The following is a 14,462-nucleotide window of genomic DNA, read 5'->3' on the forward strand; positions in this document are numbered from 1 at the left end:
CTCGGCATCGGCCGCAGCTTCCAGCAGACGAGCGCGTTCGCGCGACTGACCGTGTTCGACAACCTGCGCTGCGCGGCGCTGCATGCGCCGGCCGAACGGCGGCGCTGGTGGAACCGGCTGCGCGAATCGGCGGCGGTCGATCGCGCGGCCGGACGCGTGCTGCACGACATCGGCCTCGATGCGCTCCGCGACACGCCGGCCGCCGAGCTGAGCTATGCGGAACAGCGCGCGCTCGATCTCGGGATCGCACTCGCGAGCGGGGCGCGCACGCTGCTGCTCGACGAGCCGACGGCCGGCATGAGCCGTGCGCAGGCGGCGCGGATGATCGCGCTGATTCGTACGACGACACAAGGCCGCACGGTACTGCTGATCGAACACGACATGGATGCGGTGTTCGGCTTCGCCGAACGCATCACGGTGCTCGTGCGCGGCACGGTGGTCGCGACCGGCGCGCCCGATGCGATCCGCGCCGATCCGGCCGTGCGTGCCGCCTATCTGGGCGAGGGCAGCCTGTGAGCGCGCTGCTCGACATTCGCGACCTGCGCGCCTGGTACGGGCTGCAGCCCGTGCTCGACGGCGTCGATCTCGCGCTGGCGCCAGGCGAGACGCTCGCGCTGCTCGGCCGCAACGGCTCGGGGCGCTCGACGCTCGCGAAGGCCGTGATGGGGCTCGTGCGCACGGCCGGCTCGGTGCGCATCGCCGGCACCGAATGCGTGGGGGCGCGCACGTTCGAGATCGCGCGGCGCGGTGTTGCTTACGTCGCCGAAAGCCGCGACGTGTTCCCGCTGCTGACGGTGCGCGACAACCTGCGGCTCGGGCTGCGCGGCACCCGCGGTGCGGTCGAACGCGCGGCGCTCGAACGGCTGTTCGACCGCTTTCCGTTGCTGGCTGCGCGCGCGGACGTGAAAGCGGGGCGGCTGTCGGGCGGCGAGCAGCAGGTGCTCGCGCTGGTGCGGGCGCTGGCCGGCCGCCCGCGCGTGCTGATCGTCGACGAACCGGCCGAAGGGCTCGCGCCGCTCGCGGTCGACGAAGTCGGCGCGTGCCTCGCCGCGCTGCAGGCCGACGGCGTCGCGATCGTGCTGATCGAGCAGCGGCTGCAGTTCGCGCCGCGGCTCGCGCGGCGCGTCGCGGTCATGGGGCGCGGACGGATCGTCTACGACGGCGCGCTCGACGGCCTGGGCGGCGAGGTCGCGAACGCGTGGCTGAGCGCCGGGTGACGGCGCGCGAGCGATTGTTCGGAAAACGCCGCCAGTCAATTCGTGTCGAGCCGCTTTATCGCTGCCGCACCGCACCGTAAATTGCCAGTCATGCCGGTCGCCGTATCGACCCACCGTGCGGCAACCGGCGCCATCCATCGAGAGTCTTCTGACTGAGGAATGAAATCATGAGCAAGCTGGCAGGCAAGGTAGCGATCGTCACGGGCGGATCGAAGGGCATCGGCGCGGCGATCGCGAAGGCACTGGCCGCGGAAGGCGCGTCGGTCGTCGTCAACTACGCAAGCAGCAAGGCGGGCGCCGACGCGGTCGTCGGCGCGATCGTCGAAGCCGGCGGCCGTGCGGTCGCGGTCGGCGGCGACGTGTCGAAGGCAGCCGACGCGCAGCGCATCGTCGATACGGCGATCGACACGTACGGCCGTCTCGACGTGCTCGTCAACAATTCCGGCGTGTACGAATTCGCGCCGATCGAAGCGATCACCGAAGAGCACTACCGCCGGCAGTTCGACACGAACGTGTTCGGCGTGCTGCTGACGACGCAGGCCGCCGTCAAGCATCTCGGCGAAGGCGCGAGCATCATCAACATCAGCTCGGTGGTGACCAGCATCACGCCGCCCGCGAGCGCCGTGTACAGCGGCACGAAGGGCGCGGTCGACGCGATCACCGGCGTGCTCGCGCTCGAACTCGGCCCGCGCAAGATTCGCGTGAACGCGATCAACCCGGGGATGATCGTGACCGAGGGCACGCACAGCGCGGGCATCATCGGTTCCGATCTCGACAAGCAGGTGCGCAGCGAGACGCCGCTCGGCCGCCTCGGCGAGCCGGACGACATCGCGTCGGTCGCCGTGTTCCTCGCGTCGGACGATGCGCGCTGGATGACCGGCGAGCACCTCGTCGTGAGCGGCGGGTTGAACTGATCGTGCAGGGCGGCGCGCCTGCGCCGCCCGTGCCGTTACGCGTGCATCGCGAGCGCGTAACGGCCGACGTGCCACTGCAGGCTCTCGACCACGAGCGCGTGATTGTGTGCCGAGTCGAGCCCCGCGATCGTCATCGCGCCGACGATGCCGGCCCCGGCGATCCGCAGCGGCACACCGCCGCCGTCGAGCGCATAGTCGTCGTCCGACAGCCCCTGCGACTGCAGCGACCAGCCGGCGCGGCGAAAGCGCTCGCCGACCGCGAGCGAACTGAGGCCGAAGCGCAACACCGTGTTCTGTCGCCGGCGGATTGCGTCGCTGTCGCCGGCGTCGCTGCCGTCGAGCGCGCAGTAGAACAGCGGCGCCTGCTCGCCGACGATGCTCACCGCGATCGGCAGCCCGCGGCGCGACGCAAGGTTGACAGCGATTTCACCCATCCGGCGGGCGACCGCCGCATCGAAGCGCGGCAGCGCCGGGTTCGACGCGTCGTCGTCGATGACATGGGGTTCGAGGCGAAAGAGGGGCGTCACCATGGCGGCTCCGTGGCGTCGCCGGCGCTGGGTGCGCGTGCCGGGCGTCGCATCGTCACGGGCCGCGCGCGGGCCCGTCTTCCGTTCAGCGCTGCGGCGCCGCGTCGAGCATCCACTCGTGCGCGGGGTCGTTCTTGAACGCCCACGCGCGGCTCGGCCCGGCCATCACGTTCAGGTAGTACAGGTTGTAGCCGTGCGGCGCGACGACCGGGTGGTAGCCGCGCGGCACCATCACGACGTCGTGGTTTTCGACCGCGCAGGCTTCGTCGAGGCTGCGGTCGTCCGTGTACACGCGCTGGAACGCGAAACCCTGCGGCGGATCGATCCGGTGGTAATAGGTTTCCTCGAGCGACGTTTCTTCAGGCGCCGCGTCGCGGTCGTGCTTGTGCGGCGGATAGCTGCTCGAATGGCTGGCCGGCGTGACGACCTCGACCACGAGCAGCCGGTCGGCCGCCGGGTTGTCGCCCATCAGGATGTCGCACACGTAGCGCGTGTTGGTGCCTTGCCCGCGTACCGCGCGGCGCATCCGTTCGCCGTCGAGGCGTTGCACGGGCTTGTCGCCGCTCGCGTACGGCGCGGTGCACAGCGCGATTTCCGCATCGCGCGTCGCGACCAGCGTGACCGTCTTGCCGCCCGGCACGTACAGCGCGTCCGGCGACACGTCCTCGAAGACGCTGTCGCGCTTGCCGAGCGCATCGTAGGTGTTGCCGTCGACGTCCGCGCGCACCGTGCCGGTGAGCACGACGACGCACAGCTCGCGCGCGCCGGTGTCGAGCGTTTCGGTGTCGCCGGCCTTCAGGCGCAGTGCACGGAAACCGACGTGCTTCCAGCCGGCCGACTGGGGCGTGACGTTGCAGATTTCGCGGTCGGCAGAGGCCTTGACCAGCAGGGGAGAAATCGTCATGGGGTGGGGCTCCGCAACAGGGTAGGGCTCATGCGTTCGCGCGCTTACGCGCTCAACCGGTCGACGATCGCGCGCAGCGACTCGTAGCCTTTCTTCGCATACGCATAGCTCGGGGCGACGGCCGGATCCTGCTCGGCCTCGACGACGAGCCAGCCTTCGTAGCCGGCGTCCTTCAGCGTGCGCAGCGTCGCGTCGTAGTCGAGCGCGCCGTCGCCCGGCACCGTGAAGGTGCCGTTGATCACGCCGTTCAGGAAGCTCCAGCCGTCGTTGCGCGCCTGCGTGACGACCTGCGGACGCACGTCCTTGCAATGCACGTGGACCACGCGCGATACATGCTTCTTCAGCAGCGTCACCGGGTTGGCCGCGCCGCCGAAATACGCGTGGCCGGTATCGAACAGCAGGAACACCTTCGCCGGGTCGGTCAACGCCATCAGCCGGTCGACGTCGTCGGGCGACTCGACGTACGCGCCCATGTGGTGATGGTAGGCGAGCTTGATGCCGTACGTGTCGAGCAGGTGCGCGCCGAACGCGTCGAGGCGCGCCGCGTAGCGCCGCCACGCAGCGTCGTCGACGAAGCGCGGCCGCTTCGCGACCGGCATGTCGATGTTGCCCTGGATCGTGCCCGCGCATTCGCCGTAGACCACCACCTTCACGTCGTTGACCTGCAGCTTCGTCATGTGCGCACGGCAGCGCTCGATTTCCGCGGCGACCGCCTCGGCGTCGCTCAGGCCCGGCTCGACCTCGGCGAGGAAGCCCGAATACCAGCCCGACACGCACACGAGCCCGAACTCGGCGAGCTTCGCCTTCAGCTCGGGGCCCGTCTTCGGAAACTTGTTGCCGAGCTCGAAGCCCGCGTAGCCGATTTCGGCGCCTTCCTTCAGCGCCGTTTCGAGCGGCGTCTCGCCGCCGAGCGACGGCAGGTCGTCGTTCATCCACGACAGGGGATTGATACCGATGCGGACGTTCCAGCTCATGACGTACTTCCTTCGTTCGAATGGTTTTTTGCGGGGGCGGGTTCGTGGGCGGCGTGTGCTGTCAGCGACGCTGCCGGGTCTTCGCGTCGAGATACGCGCGGTGCGCGTCTTCGACACCAGCACGTGCGGATACTTGCGGCACGGCGACTTCCCACCACGCGCCGCCGTCGTCGGTCGTGCGCCGGTGCGTGGTGTCGATCACGAGCACCTGGCTCTTCGTCGCCGCGCGGGCACGCTTCATCTCGCTGCGCAGCTCGCCGATGTCGCGCACGTGCACGGCCTCGGCGCCCATCGCGCGCGCATGCATCGCGAAGTCGATCGTCGTGCGCTCGCCGCCCTCCGGCACGCAGTCGTCGAGCATGTTGTTGAAGCTCGCGCCGCCGCAATTCAGCTGCAGCCGCTCGATGCAGCCGTAGCCGCGGTTGTCGAGGATCACGACGATGAGCTTGCGGCCGAGCATCACGGACGTCGCGAGTTCCGCGTTGAGCATCATGTACGAGCCGTCGCCGACGATCACGATCACTTCACGTTCGGGCCGCGCGAGCTTCGCGCCGAGGCCGCCCGCGACCTCGTAGCCCATGCACGAGTACGCGTAGTCCATGTGGTAGTTGCCCGGCACGCCGCTGCGCCACAGCTTGTGCAGTTCGGCCGGCAGCGTGCCGGCCGCGCACACGACGAGGTCGTCGCGCGCGCTGTCGCGGCCCGCGTCGGCCGCGGAGTCGCGTACCGCGCCGATCACTTCGGCGTCGTAAGGGAGCGTGTCTTTCGGCACGCGCGTCGTCAGTTCGGTCACGCGCGCGTTCCATGCGGCGGCCTGGTCGCGGTTGCTTGCGGTCCATGCCGGATCGGCGTGCCAGCCGGCCAGTGCGGCCGACAGCTGGCAGAGGCCCGTGCGCGCATCGGCCACCAGCTGACGGCCGCGTTTCTTGCCCGCGTCGAACGGCTGCACGTTCAGGCTCAGCAGCGTCGCGTTGCCATAGAGCGCATGCGAGCCGGTCGTGAAATCCTGCAGCCGCGTGCCGACCGCGAACACCACGTCGGCCTGCGCGGCTGCCCGGTTCGCGGCAGGCGAGCCCGTCACGCCGATCGATCCGAGATTCAGCGGATGGTCCCACGCGAGGCTGCCCTTGCCGGCCTGCGATTCCGCGACCGGCACGCCGTGCGTCTCGGCGAACGCGCGCAGCGCGTCCCACGCCTGGCTGTACAGCACGCCGCCGCCCGCGACGATCAGCGGCTTCTTCGCGGCCTTCAGCACGTCGAGCGCATCGGCGAGCTCGAGCGTGTCGGCCGGCGGCCGGCGCATCCGGATCACCGGCGGCGCGAAGAAATCCTCCGGCCAGTCGTACGCGAAGGTCTGCACGTCCTGCGGCAGCGCGAGGCACACCGGGCCGCACTGCGCGGGGTCGGTCATCACCTGGATCGCGCGCGGCAGCGCGACGAGCAGCTGCTCGGGCGACGCGATCCGGTCGAAGTAGCGCGTGACAGGCCGGAAGCAGTCGTTCGCGCTGACGTCGCCCTGTTCGAAATCCTCGACCTGTTGCAGCACGGGGTCGGGCAGCCGCGACACGAACACGTCGCCGGGCAGCAGCAGCAGCGGCAGCCGGCCGACGTGCGCGAGCGCGGCCGACGTCAGCATGTTGGTCGCGCCCGGGCCGATGCTCGACGTCGCGGCCATCATCCGCTGGCGGAAATTCGCTTTCGCGAACGCGACGGCCGCATTGGCCATCCCTTGCTCGTTGTGGGCACGGAAGGTCGGCAGCCGGTCCTTTTCCGCGTGCAGCGCCTCGCCGAGCCCGGCCACGTTGCCGTGGCCGAAGATCGCGAACACGCCGCCGCAGTACGGCAGGATCTCGGTGCGGCCGTCGGGCTGGACGACTTCGGCGCGCAGGGCGGCCAGGTAGCGCACGAGCGCCTGGCTGACGGTCAGTCTTACGGTGGTGGTCATGTCGGTCGGTGAAGAGGAAAGGGTCATCGCAGGCGTCGCGTCAGGCCGCGGCGGCGCGCGCGGCCGCGGCACGGCGGCCGAGCCACGCGTCGACCAGTTGCGCGAAGTTGCCGGCGACTTCGTCGATCAGCGCCTGGTCGTCGATCCGGCCGGCGAACCAGTTCAGCGACGCATCGGCCCACAGCGTGCGCCCGACCATGAAGCCCTTGACGATCGGGTTGGTCGCCGAGCGGAAGCTGTCCACCAGGTATTGCAGCGGCTGGTTCAGCCCGAGGATCACCGCGCCGCGGCAGTGCGGGTCGCGCTCGGCGATCAGCGCGGCGAGCCGCGCCCAGCCGTCGGCGCTCAGCGGCGTGAGCTTCCACCATTCGGGCATCACGCCGAGGTTGTAGAAGCGCGCGATCGTGCGCAGCACCGCGTCGTCCTCGGTGCCGGCCGGCGTGACCACGCGCGGCGGAATCATTTCCAGCAGCAGCTCGTTGCCGCTGGCGCGCGTGGCTTCCCACAGTTCCAGCACACGCTGCTCCTGTTCGACGCGCAGGTCGACGTCGTCGTCGGGGTGATAGTGAACGAGGCACTTCACGACCTGTTCGGTGGGCCAGTGCGTGAGCGACGAGCCGACCGAGCGCGTTTCGTCGAAACGCAGCGGCCGCGAGCCCGGCAGCTCGACCGGGCGGCCGACCCACCAGCCGCGCCCGGTAGCCGACGCGAGTGCGTCGCTGCCGTAGCCGCCGCCGTCGATCAGCACGCCGACGTGGCCTTCGAGATGGCGATCGCGCTCGACCTGTTCGACCGCGCGCACGAGCAGGCGCTTCAGCGTCTTGATCCGTGCTTCGTCCGCACCGGCCTGCACCGCGAGTTCGTAGAACTGGCTGCGATGGTCGAACGCCATCACGCACAGCTCGTCCCATTCGCGGCGCGGCACCGTCACGCGATGCAGGTGCGCGAGCGTGCGGTCGGCGTCGACCACCGGATTGCGGCTGCCGTCGAACCAGTGCGCGAGTTCGGCCGGCGTCGGCATCGCGGCGGAGCATGCGTGACGCGACACGACGATCGCGCCGCACGCGTTCGCGATGCGCGTCGACTCGGCCCAGTCGCGGCCGCGCAGCAGCCCAGACAGCAGGCCCGACAGGAACGCGTCGCCCGCACCGAGCACGTTGAGCACCTCGACGCGTTCGCCGAGGAAGGTCGGCGCGTCGTCGATGCGGGCGGGAATGTCGCCTTCGATCACGCAGCAGCCGAGCGCGCCGCGCTTGACGACCAGCGTCGCATTCGTGATTTTGCGCACGGCCTGCAACGAGCCGATCAGGTCGTGCGGCATGCCGCCCGCGATCAGGAACTCCTCCTCGGTGCCGACCAGCAGGTCGAACTCGCCGAGCACCTGTTGCAGCTGCCGCGTCACCTGCGCGTCCGGTACGTAGCGGTTCTCGCCCGCGCCGCGCGCGGTCAGGCCCCACAGCACGGGCCGGTAGTCGATGTCGAGAATCCGCACGACGTCGTGACGGCGCGCATACCCGAGCGCGGTCAGCGACGCCTCGCGCGTGCCCGGCGTCGACAGGTGCGTGCCGGTGATCGCGAGCGCGCGGCAGCCGGCGATGAAGTCCTCGCGGATCTCGTCGGCGCGCACGGCCATGTCCGCGCAGTTCTCGCGCACGAACAGCAGCGGGAACGTGTCGCGATCCTTCAGCCCGAGCAGCACCAGCGCGGTGAGGCGTTCGCGGTCGGTCTGCAACTGGCTCGTGTCGCAGCCTTCGCGCTCGAGCGTCTCGCGCAGGAAGCGGCCCATCTGCTCGTCGCCGACGCGCGAGATCATCGCGGTCTTCAGCCCGAGCCGGGCCACGCCGAACGCGACGTTGCCCGACGATCCGCCCAGATACATCTGGAAGCTGCGCGCGTCTTCCAGGCGGCTGCCGTACTGCTGCGCATAGAGATCCACGGCCACGCGGCCGAGGCAGGCGAGATCGATGGGGCGGTCACTCGGAAAGTTCAGCAGGCTCATATCACGTGTCACGCTCGCGGCCGGCGTTCGGCGATGCCGGCGGATTAGGGGACCGATTCTCTGGCGATGATCCGCACCGTGTGCTGCACGACGCGGGACTGCCTGCCGCAAGGAATCGGGCTACGGAACGGAGTCTAGACTTTTTGGAAATCCAGTTCCCTAGGTGAAATCACGTAGAAATAAATTTCCAAATGTTCGAGGAAGTGATCTACAGTTTCATCCGGATGCTTCAGTCCGCGTCGGACTCGATCGGACTGGGCCCGGCGGCGCGCAACGCGCCGTCTTCCGCCCCCCGGAGATGAGGAGACAGATTGATCATGAAGACCAAGCTGATGGCCGTCGCAGCCGCCGCGATCCTGGCTGCGCCGCTCGCGCATGCCGAGAAGATCGGCGTGACGATGGCGTCGTTCGACGACACGTTCCTGACCATCCTGCGCAACAGCATCGCCGATTCGGCGAAGAAGGACGGCGCGACGGTACAGATCGAGGACGGCGGCAACGACGTCGGCAAGCAGTTGAGCCAGGTCCAGAACATGATCGCGCAGAAGGTCGACGCGATCATCGTGAACGCAGTCGATACCGACGCGACGCCGAAGATCACGAAGATGGTGACGGCCGCGAAGATCCCGCTTGTTTACGTGAACCGCAAGCCGGTCGATTTCGACAAGCTGCCGGCCGGCGTCGCGGTCGTCGCGTCCGACGAAAAGCAGTCGGGCACGCTGCAGGCGCGCCAGGTGTGCAAGCTGCTCGGCGGCAAGGGCGACCTGCTCGTGCTGATGGGCGAGCTGTCCAACGAATCGGCGCGCGCCCGCACCAAGGACATCGAGGACGTGATCGCGACGAAGGATTGCGCGGGCATGAAGATCGTCGACAAGCGCGAAGGCAAGTGGAGCCGCACGCAGGGCCAGGACATCACGATGAACTGGCTGAGCTCCGGGACGAAGTTCGACGCGATCGTGTCGAACAACGACGAGATGGCGATCGGCGTGATCAACGCGCTGAAGGCCGCGCGCAAGCTGACGCCGAAGACGGTCGTCGCGGGCATCGACGCGACGCCGGACGGTCTCGCGGCGATGAAGAGCGGCGAGCTGAAGGTGTCGGTGTACCAGAACGCGGCCGGGCAGGGGCAGCAGGCCGTCGCGGCCGCGCTCAAGCTTGCGAAGAAACAGCCCGTCGACCGCTACGTGAACGTGCCGTTCGAGCTCGTGACGCCCGAGAACATGAACCAGTACGCGAAGCACTGACCGGTGATCCGTTGAACTGCGCGGGCCCGGCATGGCCGGGTTCGCGCGCGACTCGTCGAGGAACGTCCATGTTTACAGCCAGGATCGCGCGCCCGATGGCCGGCGACGATGCGCCGGCCGCTTCGTCCGGCTCGTCGGCCCCGCCGGCTTCTTCCGCGGCCGACTGCGTGCTCGAGGTGCGCGGCGTCGGCAAGTCCTTTCCCGGCGTCGTCGCGCTCGACGGCGTGCAGTTCCGCGTGCGCCGCGGCACCGTGCATGCGCTGATGGGCGAGAACGGCGCGGGCAAGTCCACGCTGATGAAGATCATCGCCGGCGTCTACACGCCCGACCAGGGCGAGATCCTGATCAACGGCGAGCCCGTCGTGCTGAACGGTCCGCTCGATGCGCTCGACCGCGGCATCGCGATGATCCACCAGGAACTCAACCTGATGCCGTACATGACGGTCGCGGAGAACATCTGGATCCGCCGCGAACCGAAGAACCGTTTCGGCCTGATCGATCATGCGGCGCTGCGCCGCCAGACGGCCGAGCTGTTCGAGCGGCTGTCGATCGACATCGATCCGGAAACCGACGTGCGCACGCTGACGGTCGCGAGCCGCCAGATGGTCGAGATCGCGAAGGCCGTGTCGTTCGACTCGGACGTGCTGATCATGGACGAACCGACCTCCGCGCTGACCGACAAGGAAGTCACGCACCTGTTCCGGATCATTCGCCAGCTGCGCGAGCAGGGCAAGGGCATCGTCTACATCACGCACAAGATGAACGAGCTGTTCGAGATCGCCGACGAATTCTCGGTGTTCCGCGACGGCAAGTACATCGGCACGCATGCGTCGAGCGACGTCACGCGCGACGACATCATCCGCATGATGGTCGGGCGCGAGATCACGCAGATGTTCCCGAAGGAGGAAGTACCGATCGGCGACGTCGTGCTGTCGGTGAAGAACCTCGGCGTCGACGGCGTGTTCCGCGACGTGAGCTTCGAGCTGCGCGCGGGCGAGATCCTCGGCGTGGCCGGCCTCGTCGGCTCGGGACGCTCGAACGTCGCGGAGGCGCTGTTCGGCGTCGTGCCGGCCACGTCGGGCGAGATCCGGATCGACGGCAAGCCGGTGCGCATTGCGACGCCCGCGCAGGCGATGAAGCACGGGATGGCCTTCCTCACCGAGGATCGCAAGGACACCGGCTGCTTCCTGAATCTCGACCTGCTCGCGAACATGGAGGCGGCGGTGCTCAGCAACCGCTACGTGACGTTCAATTTCGTGCGGCAGGCACAACTGAAGCGCGACTGCGAGGAAATGAGCCGGATGCTGCGCGTGAAGTCGCCCGGGCTGCACGAGGAGATCCAGAACCTGTCGGGCGGCAACCAGCAGAAGGTGCTGATCGGCCGGTGGCTGCTCACGCAGCCGCGCATCCTGATCCTCGACGAACCGACGCGCGGCATCGACGTCGGCGCGAAAGCCGAGATCCACCGGCTCGTCAGCGCGCTCGCCGGCAAGGGCGTCGCGGTGCTGATGATCTCGTCGGAAATGCCGGAAGTGCTGGGAATGAGCGATCGCGTGATGGTGATGCACGAAGGGCGCATGACCGGCATCGTCGATCGCAAGGACGCCGACCAGGTCCGCATCATGGATCTCGCGTCGCGCTGAGCCGAAACAAGATTGGAGACAAAGAAATGGGCAACCTGAACCCGGTCGCGGATGTGCAGACCATGACCATCAAGGCGCGGCACGCGAAGTGGCCGCCCGAGCTGAGCATCTTCCTGGTGCTCGTCGGCATCAGCCTGTTCTTCGAGATCGTGGGCTGGATCGTCGTCGGCCAGAGCTTCCTGTTCAACACCGAGCGGCTCGAGATCATCGTGCTGCAGATGGCCGTGATCGGCATCATCGCGGTCGGCGTGAACCTCGTGATCATCACCAGCGGGATCGACCTGTCGTCGGGCTCGGTCGTGGCCGCCGCGGCGGTCGTCTCGGCGAGTCTCGCGCAGGTGTCCGACTTCCCGCGCGCGGTGTTTCCGCACCTGACCGACCTGCCGATCATCTGGCCGGTGCTGGCCGGCGTGTGCGTCGGGCTGCTGGTCGGCCTGCTGAACGGCTCGCTGATCGCGATGACGGGCATCCCGCCGTTCATCGCGACGCTCGGCACGATGGTGGCCGCGCGCGGCTTCGCGAAGTGGTTCACCAACGGGATGCCGGTGTCGATGCTGACCGACCCGTTCGCGGCCATCGGCGCAGGCGCCAATCCGGTGATCATCTTTCTCGTGATCGCCGCGATCTTCCACGTCGTGCTGCGCTACACGCGCTTCGGCAAGTACACGTATGCGATCGGCGCGAACCGTCATGCGGCCGTCGTGTCGGGCATCAACGTCACGCGCCACCTGATCTTCGTCTACGCGATCGCGGGCCTCCTGAGCGGGATCGCCGGCACCGTGACGGCCGCGCGTGCGATCTCGGGCCAGTCGGGCATGGGCGTGATGTACGAGCTCGACGCGATCGCGGCCGTCGTGATCGGCGGCACGTCGCTGTCGGGCGGCCTCGGCCGCGTGACGGGCACCGTGATCGGCGTGCTGATCCTCGGCGTGATGACGTCGGGTTTCACGTTCATCCGCATCGACGCGTATTACCAGGAGATGGTCAAGGGCGCGATCATCGTCGCGGCCGTGATCGCCGACCAGTACCGCAACAAGAAGAAGCGCCGCTGACCTGCCACGACCGAATACGAAACCGACCGGGAAGAAGATGAAGATCGCGCTGGATCCCTACATGATTCGCCACCTGCCGCTCGACCGGCTGCCGCATGCGGTCGCCGAGCTCGGCTACGACCAGATCGAGTTGTCGCCGCGCAGCGACTTTCTCGACTGGTGGGTGATGCCGCGCGCGACGCGCGAGCGCATGGCCGCGTTCCGGCACGCGCTGCGCGCAAGCGGCGTGGGCCTCGCGTCGCTGCAGCCGATGTACCGCTGGGCCAGCCCGTTCGAGGACGAGCGCCAATGGGCGGTGCGCTGCTGGAAGAAGGCGATCGAGGTCGCGCTCGAGATGGCGTGCCCGCTGATGGTGTCCGAGTTCGGGCGCGGCGCGTCGCCGGAGCGCTCGGTCGGCGAGCGGCCGGGCGCGAACCCTCAGGCGCTGTGCGAGGCCGCATGGTTCCGTTCGATGGACGAGCTGCTGCCGATCCTCGAGCGCGAACGCATCGTGCTGTCGGTCGAGCCGCATCCGGAGGACTGGATCGAGCAGCTGCAGCCGGCGATCGACATCGTCACGAACATCGGCTCGCCGTCGCTGAAGCTGTCGTACATCGCGCCGCACACGTTCTACTACGGCGACGACATGGCCGCGATGATCGCGCAGGCCGCGCCGATCCTCGCGCACGTGCGCGTGGCCGACACCTTCGACCACCGCAAGAGCAGCCAGCTGCGCTACATCGTGAACCCGCCCGGCTCGAACCAGATCCGCGTGCACCAGCATCTCGACATCGGGCAGGGCGAGATCGACTGGGACCTGTTCTTCCGCGCGCTCGGCGAGGCCGGCTTCGACGGCGTGATGTCGTCGTGCGTGTTCGCGTGGGAGGACCGCGCGGAAGCGTCGTCGCGCTACATGCGCGAGACGATCCAGCGCTACGTCGAGCGCCATTTCGAGCGTGCCGCGGCGCGCTGACGCATGACTGACCGGTGCGGCATGGGCCGCGCCGTTGCTGAACGACAGACTGGAGATATCCGGATGACCTTGCAAATCGGCGTGATCGGCTGCGGCGCGATCGGCCAGGACCATATCCGCAGGCTCACGCGCACGCTGTCCGGCGCGCGCGTGGTGGCCGTCAACGACATCGATCCGCAGCAGGCGCGCGACGCGGTGACGAAGGTCGGGCTCGACGCGGAAATCTACGGCGACGGCCACGAAGTGGTTGCGGCCGCCGACGTGCAGGCCGTGCTCGTCACGTCGTGGGGGCCGACCCACGAAGCGTTCGTGCTCGACGCGATCGCGCACGGCAAGCCGGTGTTCTGCGAGAAGCCGCTCGCGGTGACGGCCGACGGTTGCATGCGGATCGTCGAGGCCGAGGTCGCGCACGGCCGCCGGCTCGTGCAGGTCGGCTTCATGCGGCCGTACGACGAAGGCTATCGTGCGCTGAAGCGCGTGATCGACAGCGGCGAGATCGGCGCGCCGCTGATGCTGCATTGCGCGCACCGCAACCAGTCGGTCGGCGAGCGCTACACGACCGACATGGCGATCACCGACACGCTGATCCACGAGCTCGACGTGCTGCGCTGGCTGCTCGGCGAGGACTATGCGAGCGCGCAGGTCGTCTATCCGAAGAAGACGCGCCACGCGAGCGCGCATCTCGCCGATCCGCAGATCGTGCTGCTCGAAACCGCGAGCGGCGTGCGCATCGACGTCGAGATCTTCGTCAACTGCCAGTACGGCTACGACATCCAGTGCGAGGTGGTCGGCGAGAACGGCATCGCGAAGCTGCCCGATCCGCCGGCCGTCGGGCTCAAGCACGCGGCGCGGCAATCGGTCGAGATCATGACCGACTGGAAAGAGCGCTTCATCGCGTCGTACGACGTCGAGCTGCAGGCATTCATCGACGGCGTGCGGCAGGGTGCGCTGACCGGCCCGTCCGCATGGGACGGCTATGCGGCGGCGGTTGCAGCCGACGCCTGCGTGCGCGCGCAAAAGAGCGGGGCGGCCGAGCCGATCGCGATGGCCGAACGCCCGGCGTTCTATCGCGGCTGACCCGCAGCCGCTTA

The 14,462-nt window shown here is 68.6% G+C and carries 13 protein-coding genes; 8 read left to right on the forward strand and 5 right to left on the reverse strand.

From position 1 onward, the window contains the following. The 3 genes from G3N64_RS17405 to G3N64_RS17415 form a co-directional block, all read left to right on the forward strand. The coding region (locus G3N64_RS17405; RefSeq protein ID WP_205785043.1) for an ATP-binding cassette domain-containing protein at positions 1 to 516 on the forward strand (516 nt) is incomplete at its 5' end. After that, entirely contained in the window at positions 513 to 1,217 is a 705-nt protein-coding gene (locus tag G3N64_RS17410) for an ABC transporter ATP-binding protein (RefSeq protein WP_205785044.1), read from the forward strand. The genes G3N64_RS17405 and G3N64_RS17410, both read left to right, overlap by 4 nt. A gap of 167 nt (positions 1,218 to 1,384) precedes the next feature. After that, positions 1,385 to 2,131, forward strand: a complete 747-nt coding sequence (locus G3N64_RS17415) for a glucose 1-dehydrogenase (protein WP_021162382.1) — start codon at positions 1,385 to 1,387, stop codon at positions 2,129 to 2,131. A 35-nt stretch (positions 2,132 to 2,166) separates the two neighbouring features. Here G3N64_RS17415 and G3N64_RS17420 read toward each other — a convergent pair whose 3' ends face one another. From G3N64_RS17420 to iolC, 5 genes are all read right to left on the reverse strand, one after another. Then, a complete protein-coding gene (locus G3N64_RS17420) occupies positions 2,167 to 2,661 on the reverse strand; it encodes a heme-degrading domain-containing protein (protein WP_205785045.1) in 495 nt (164 codons plus the stop codon). A gap of 82 nt (positions 2,662 to 2,743) precedes the next feature. After that, positions 2,744 to 3,562: a 5-deoxy-glucuronate isomerase gene (gene iolB / locus G3N64_RS17425; protein WP_205785046.1), complete on the reverse strand. Its 819-nt coding sequence runs from the start codon at positions 3,560 to 3,562 to the stop codon at positions 2,744 to 2,746. Between the two features lie 44 nt (positions 3,563 to 3,606). Continuing rightward, the gene (gene iolE, locus G3N64_RS17430) at positions 3,607 to 4,536 is read right to left on the reverse strand and encodes a myo-inosose-2 dehydratase (protein WP_205785047.1); all 930 of its coding nucleotides are present in this window, start codon (positions 4,534 to 4,536) and stop codon (positions 3,607 to 3,609) included. A 61-nt stretch (positions 4,537 to 4,597) separates the two neighbouring features. Continuing rightward, positions 4,598 to 6,481 (reverse strand): 3D-(3,5/4)-trihydroxycyclohexane-1,2-dione acylhydrolase (decyclizing), encoded by a 1,884-nt coding sequence (gene iolD / locus G3N64_RS17435; protein ID WP_205785048.1) that lies wholly within the window; start codon positions 6,479 to 6,481, stop codon positions 4,598 to 4,600. A 40-nt stretch (positions 6,482 to 6,521) separates the two neighbouring features. After that, on the reverse strand, positions 6,522 to 8,480 hold the full coding sequence (iolC, locus tag G3N64_RS17440; RefSeq protein WP_205785049.1) for a 5-dehydro-2-deoxygluconokinase: 1,959 nt from the start codon (positions 8,478 to 8,480) through the stop codon (positions 6,522 to 6,524). Positions 8,481 to 8,797: 317 nt separating this feature from the next. Between iolC and G3N64_RS17445 the strand changes: the two genes are divergently transcribed. The 5 genes from G3N64_RS17445 (at position 8,798) to G3N64_RS17465 (ending at position 14,448) form a co-directional block, all read left to right on the forward strand. Beyond that, complete coding sequence (locus G3N64_RS17445) at positions 8,798 to 9,724, forward strand: sugar ABC transporter substrate-binding protein (RefSeq protein WP_205785050.1); 927 nt, start codon at positions 8,798 to 8,800, stop codon at positions 9,722 to 9,724. Between the two features lie 68 nt (positions 9,725 to 9,792). Then, positions 9,793 to 11,367 carry a sugar ABC transporter ATP-binding protein gene (locus G3N64_RS17450; protein ID WP_205785051.1) on the forward strand — a complete coding sequence of 525 codons (1,575 nt, stop codon included), beginning with the start codon at positions 9,793 to 9,795 and terminating at the stop codon, positions 11,365 to 11,367. A gap of 26 nt (positions 11,368 to 11,393) precedes the next feature. Next, positions 11,394 to 12,419: an ABC transporter permease gene (locus G3N64_RS17455; RefSeq protein ID WP_205785052.1), complete on the forward strand. Its 1,026-nt coding sequence runs from the start codon at positions 11,394 to 11,396 to the stop codon at positions 12,417 to 12,419. Between the two features lie 37 nt (positions 12,420 to 12,456). Beyond that, positions 12,457 to 13,371, forward strand: a complete 915-nt coding sequence (locus G3N64_RS17460; protein ID WP_205785053.1) for a sugar phosphate isomerase/epimerase — start codon at positions 12,457 to 12,459, stop codon at positions 13,369 to 13,371. 63 nt (positions 13,372 to 13,434) lie between these two features. Then, positions 13,435 to 14,448, forward strand: a complete 1,014-nt coding sequence (locus G3N64_RS17465; RefSeq protein WP_205785054.1) for a Gfo/Idh/MocA family oxidoreductase — start codon at positions 13,435 to 13,437, stop codon at positions 14,446 to 14,448. The last annotated feature ends 14 nt before the right edge of the window (positions 14,449 to 14,462 follow it).

Source organism: Burkholderia sp. Ac-20344, assembly GCF_017104975.1.
Lineage (GTDB): Bacteria > Pseudomonadota > Gammaproteobacteria > Burkholderiales > Burkholderiaceae > Burkholderia.

Coding starts and splice junctions, on each gene's coding strand:
- G3N64_RS17445 (WP_205785050.1), top strand. CDS start 8,798: ATGAAGACCAAGCTGATGGCCGTCGCAGCCGCCGCGATCCTGGCTGCG.
- G3N64_RS17450 (WP_205785051.1), top strand. CDS start 9,793: ATGTTTACAGCCAGGATCGCGCGCCCGATGGCCGGCGACGATGCGCCG.
- iolE (WP_205785047.1), bottom strand. CDS start 4,536: ATGAGCTGGAACGTCCGCATCGGTATCAATCCCCTGTCGTGGATGAAC.
- iolB (WP_205785046.1), bottom strand. CDS start 3,562: ATGACGATTTCTCCCCTGCTGGTCAAGGCCTCTGCCGACCGCGAAATC.
- G3N64_RS17465 (WP_205785054.1), top strand. CDS start 13,435: ATGACCTTGCAAATCGGCGTGATCGGCTGCGGCGCGATCGGCCAGGAC.
- G3N64_RS17415 (WP_021162382.1), top strand. CDS start 1,385: ATGAGCAAGCTGGCAGGCAAGGTAGCGATCGTCACGGGCGGATCGAAG.
- G3N64_RS17455 (WP_205785052.1), top strand. CDS start 11,394: ATGGGCAACCTGAACCCGGTCGCGGATGTGCAGACCATGACCATCAAG.
- G3N64_RS17460 (WP_205785053.1), top strand. CDS start 12,457: ATGAAGATCGCGCTGGATCCCTACATGATTCGCCACCTGCCGCTCGAC.
- G3N64_RS17420 (WP_205785045.1), bottom strand. CDS start 2,661: ATGGTGACGCCCCTCTTTCGCCTCGAACCCCATGTCATCGACGACGAC.
- iolD (WP_205785048.1), bottom strand. CDS start 6,481: ATGACCACCACCGTAAGACTGACCGTCAGCCAGGCGCTCGTGCGCTAC.
- iolC (WP_205785049.1), bottom strand. CDS start 8,480: ATGAGCCTGCTGAACTTTCCGAGTGACCGCCCCATCGATCTCGCCTGC.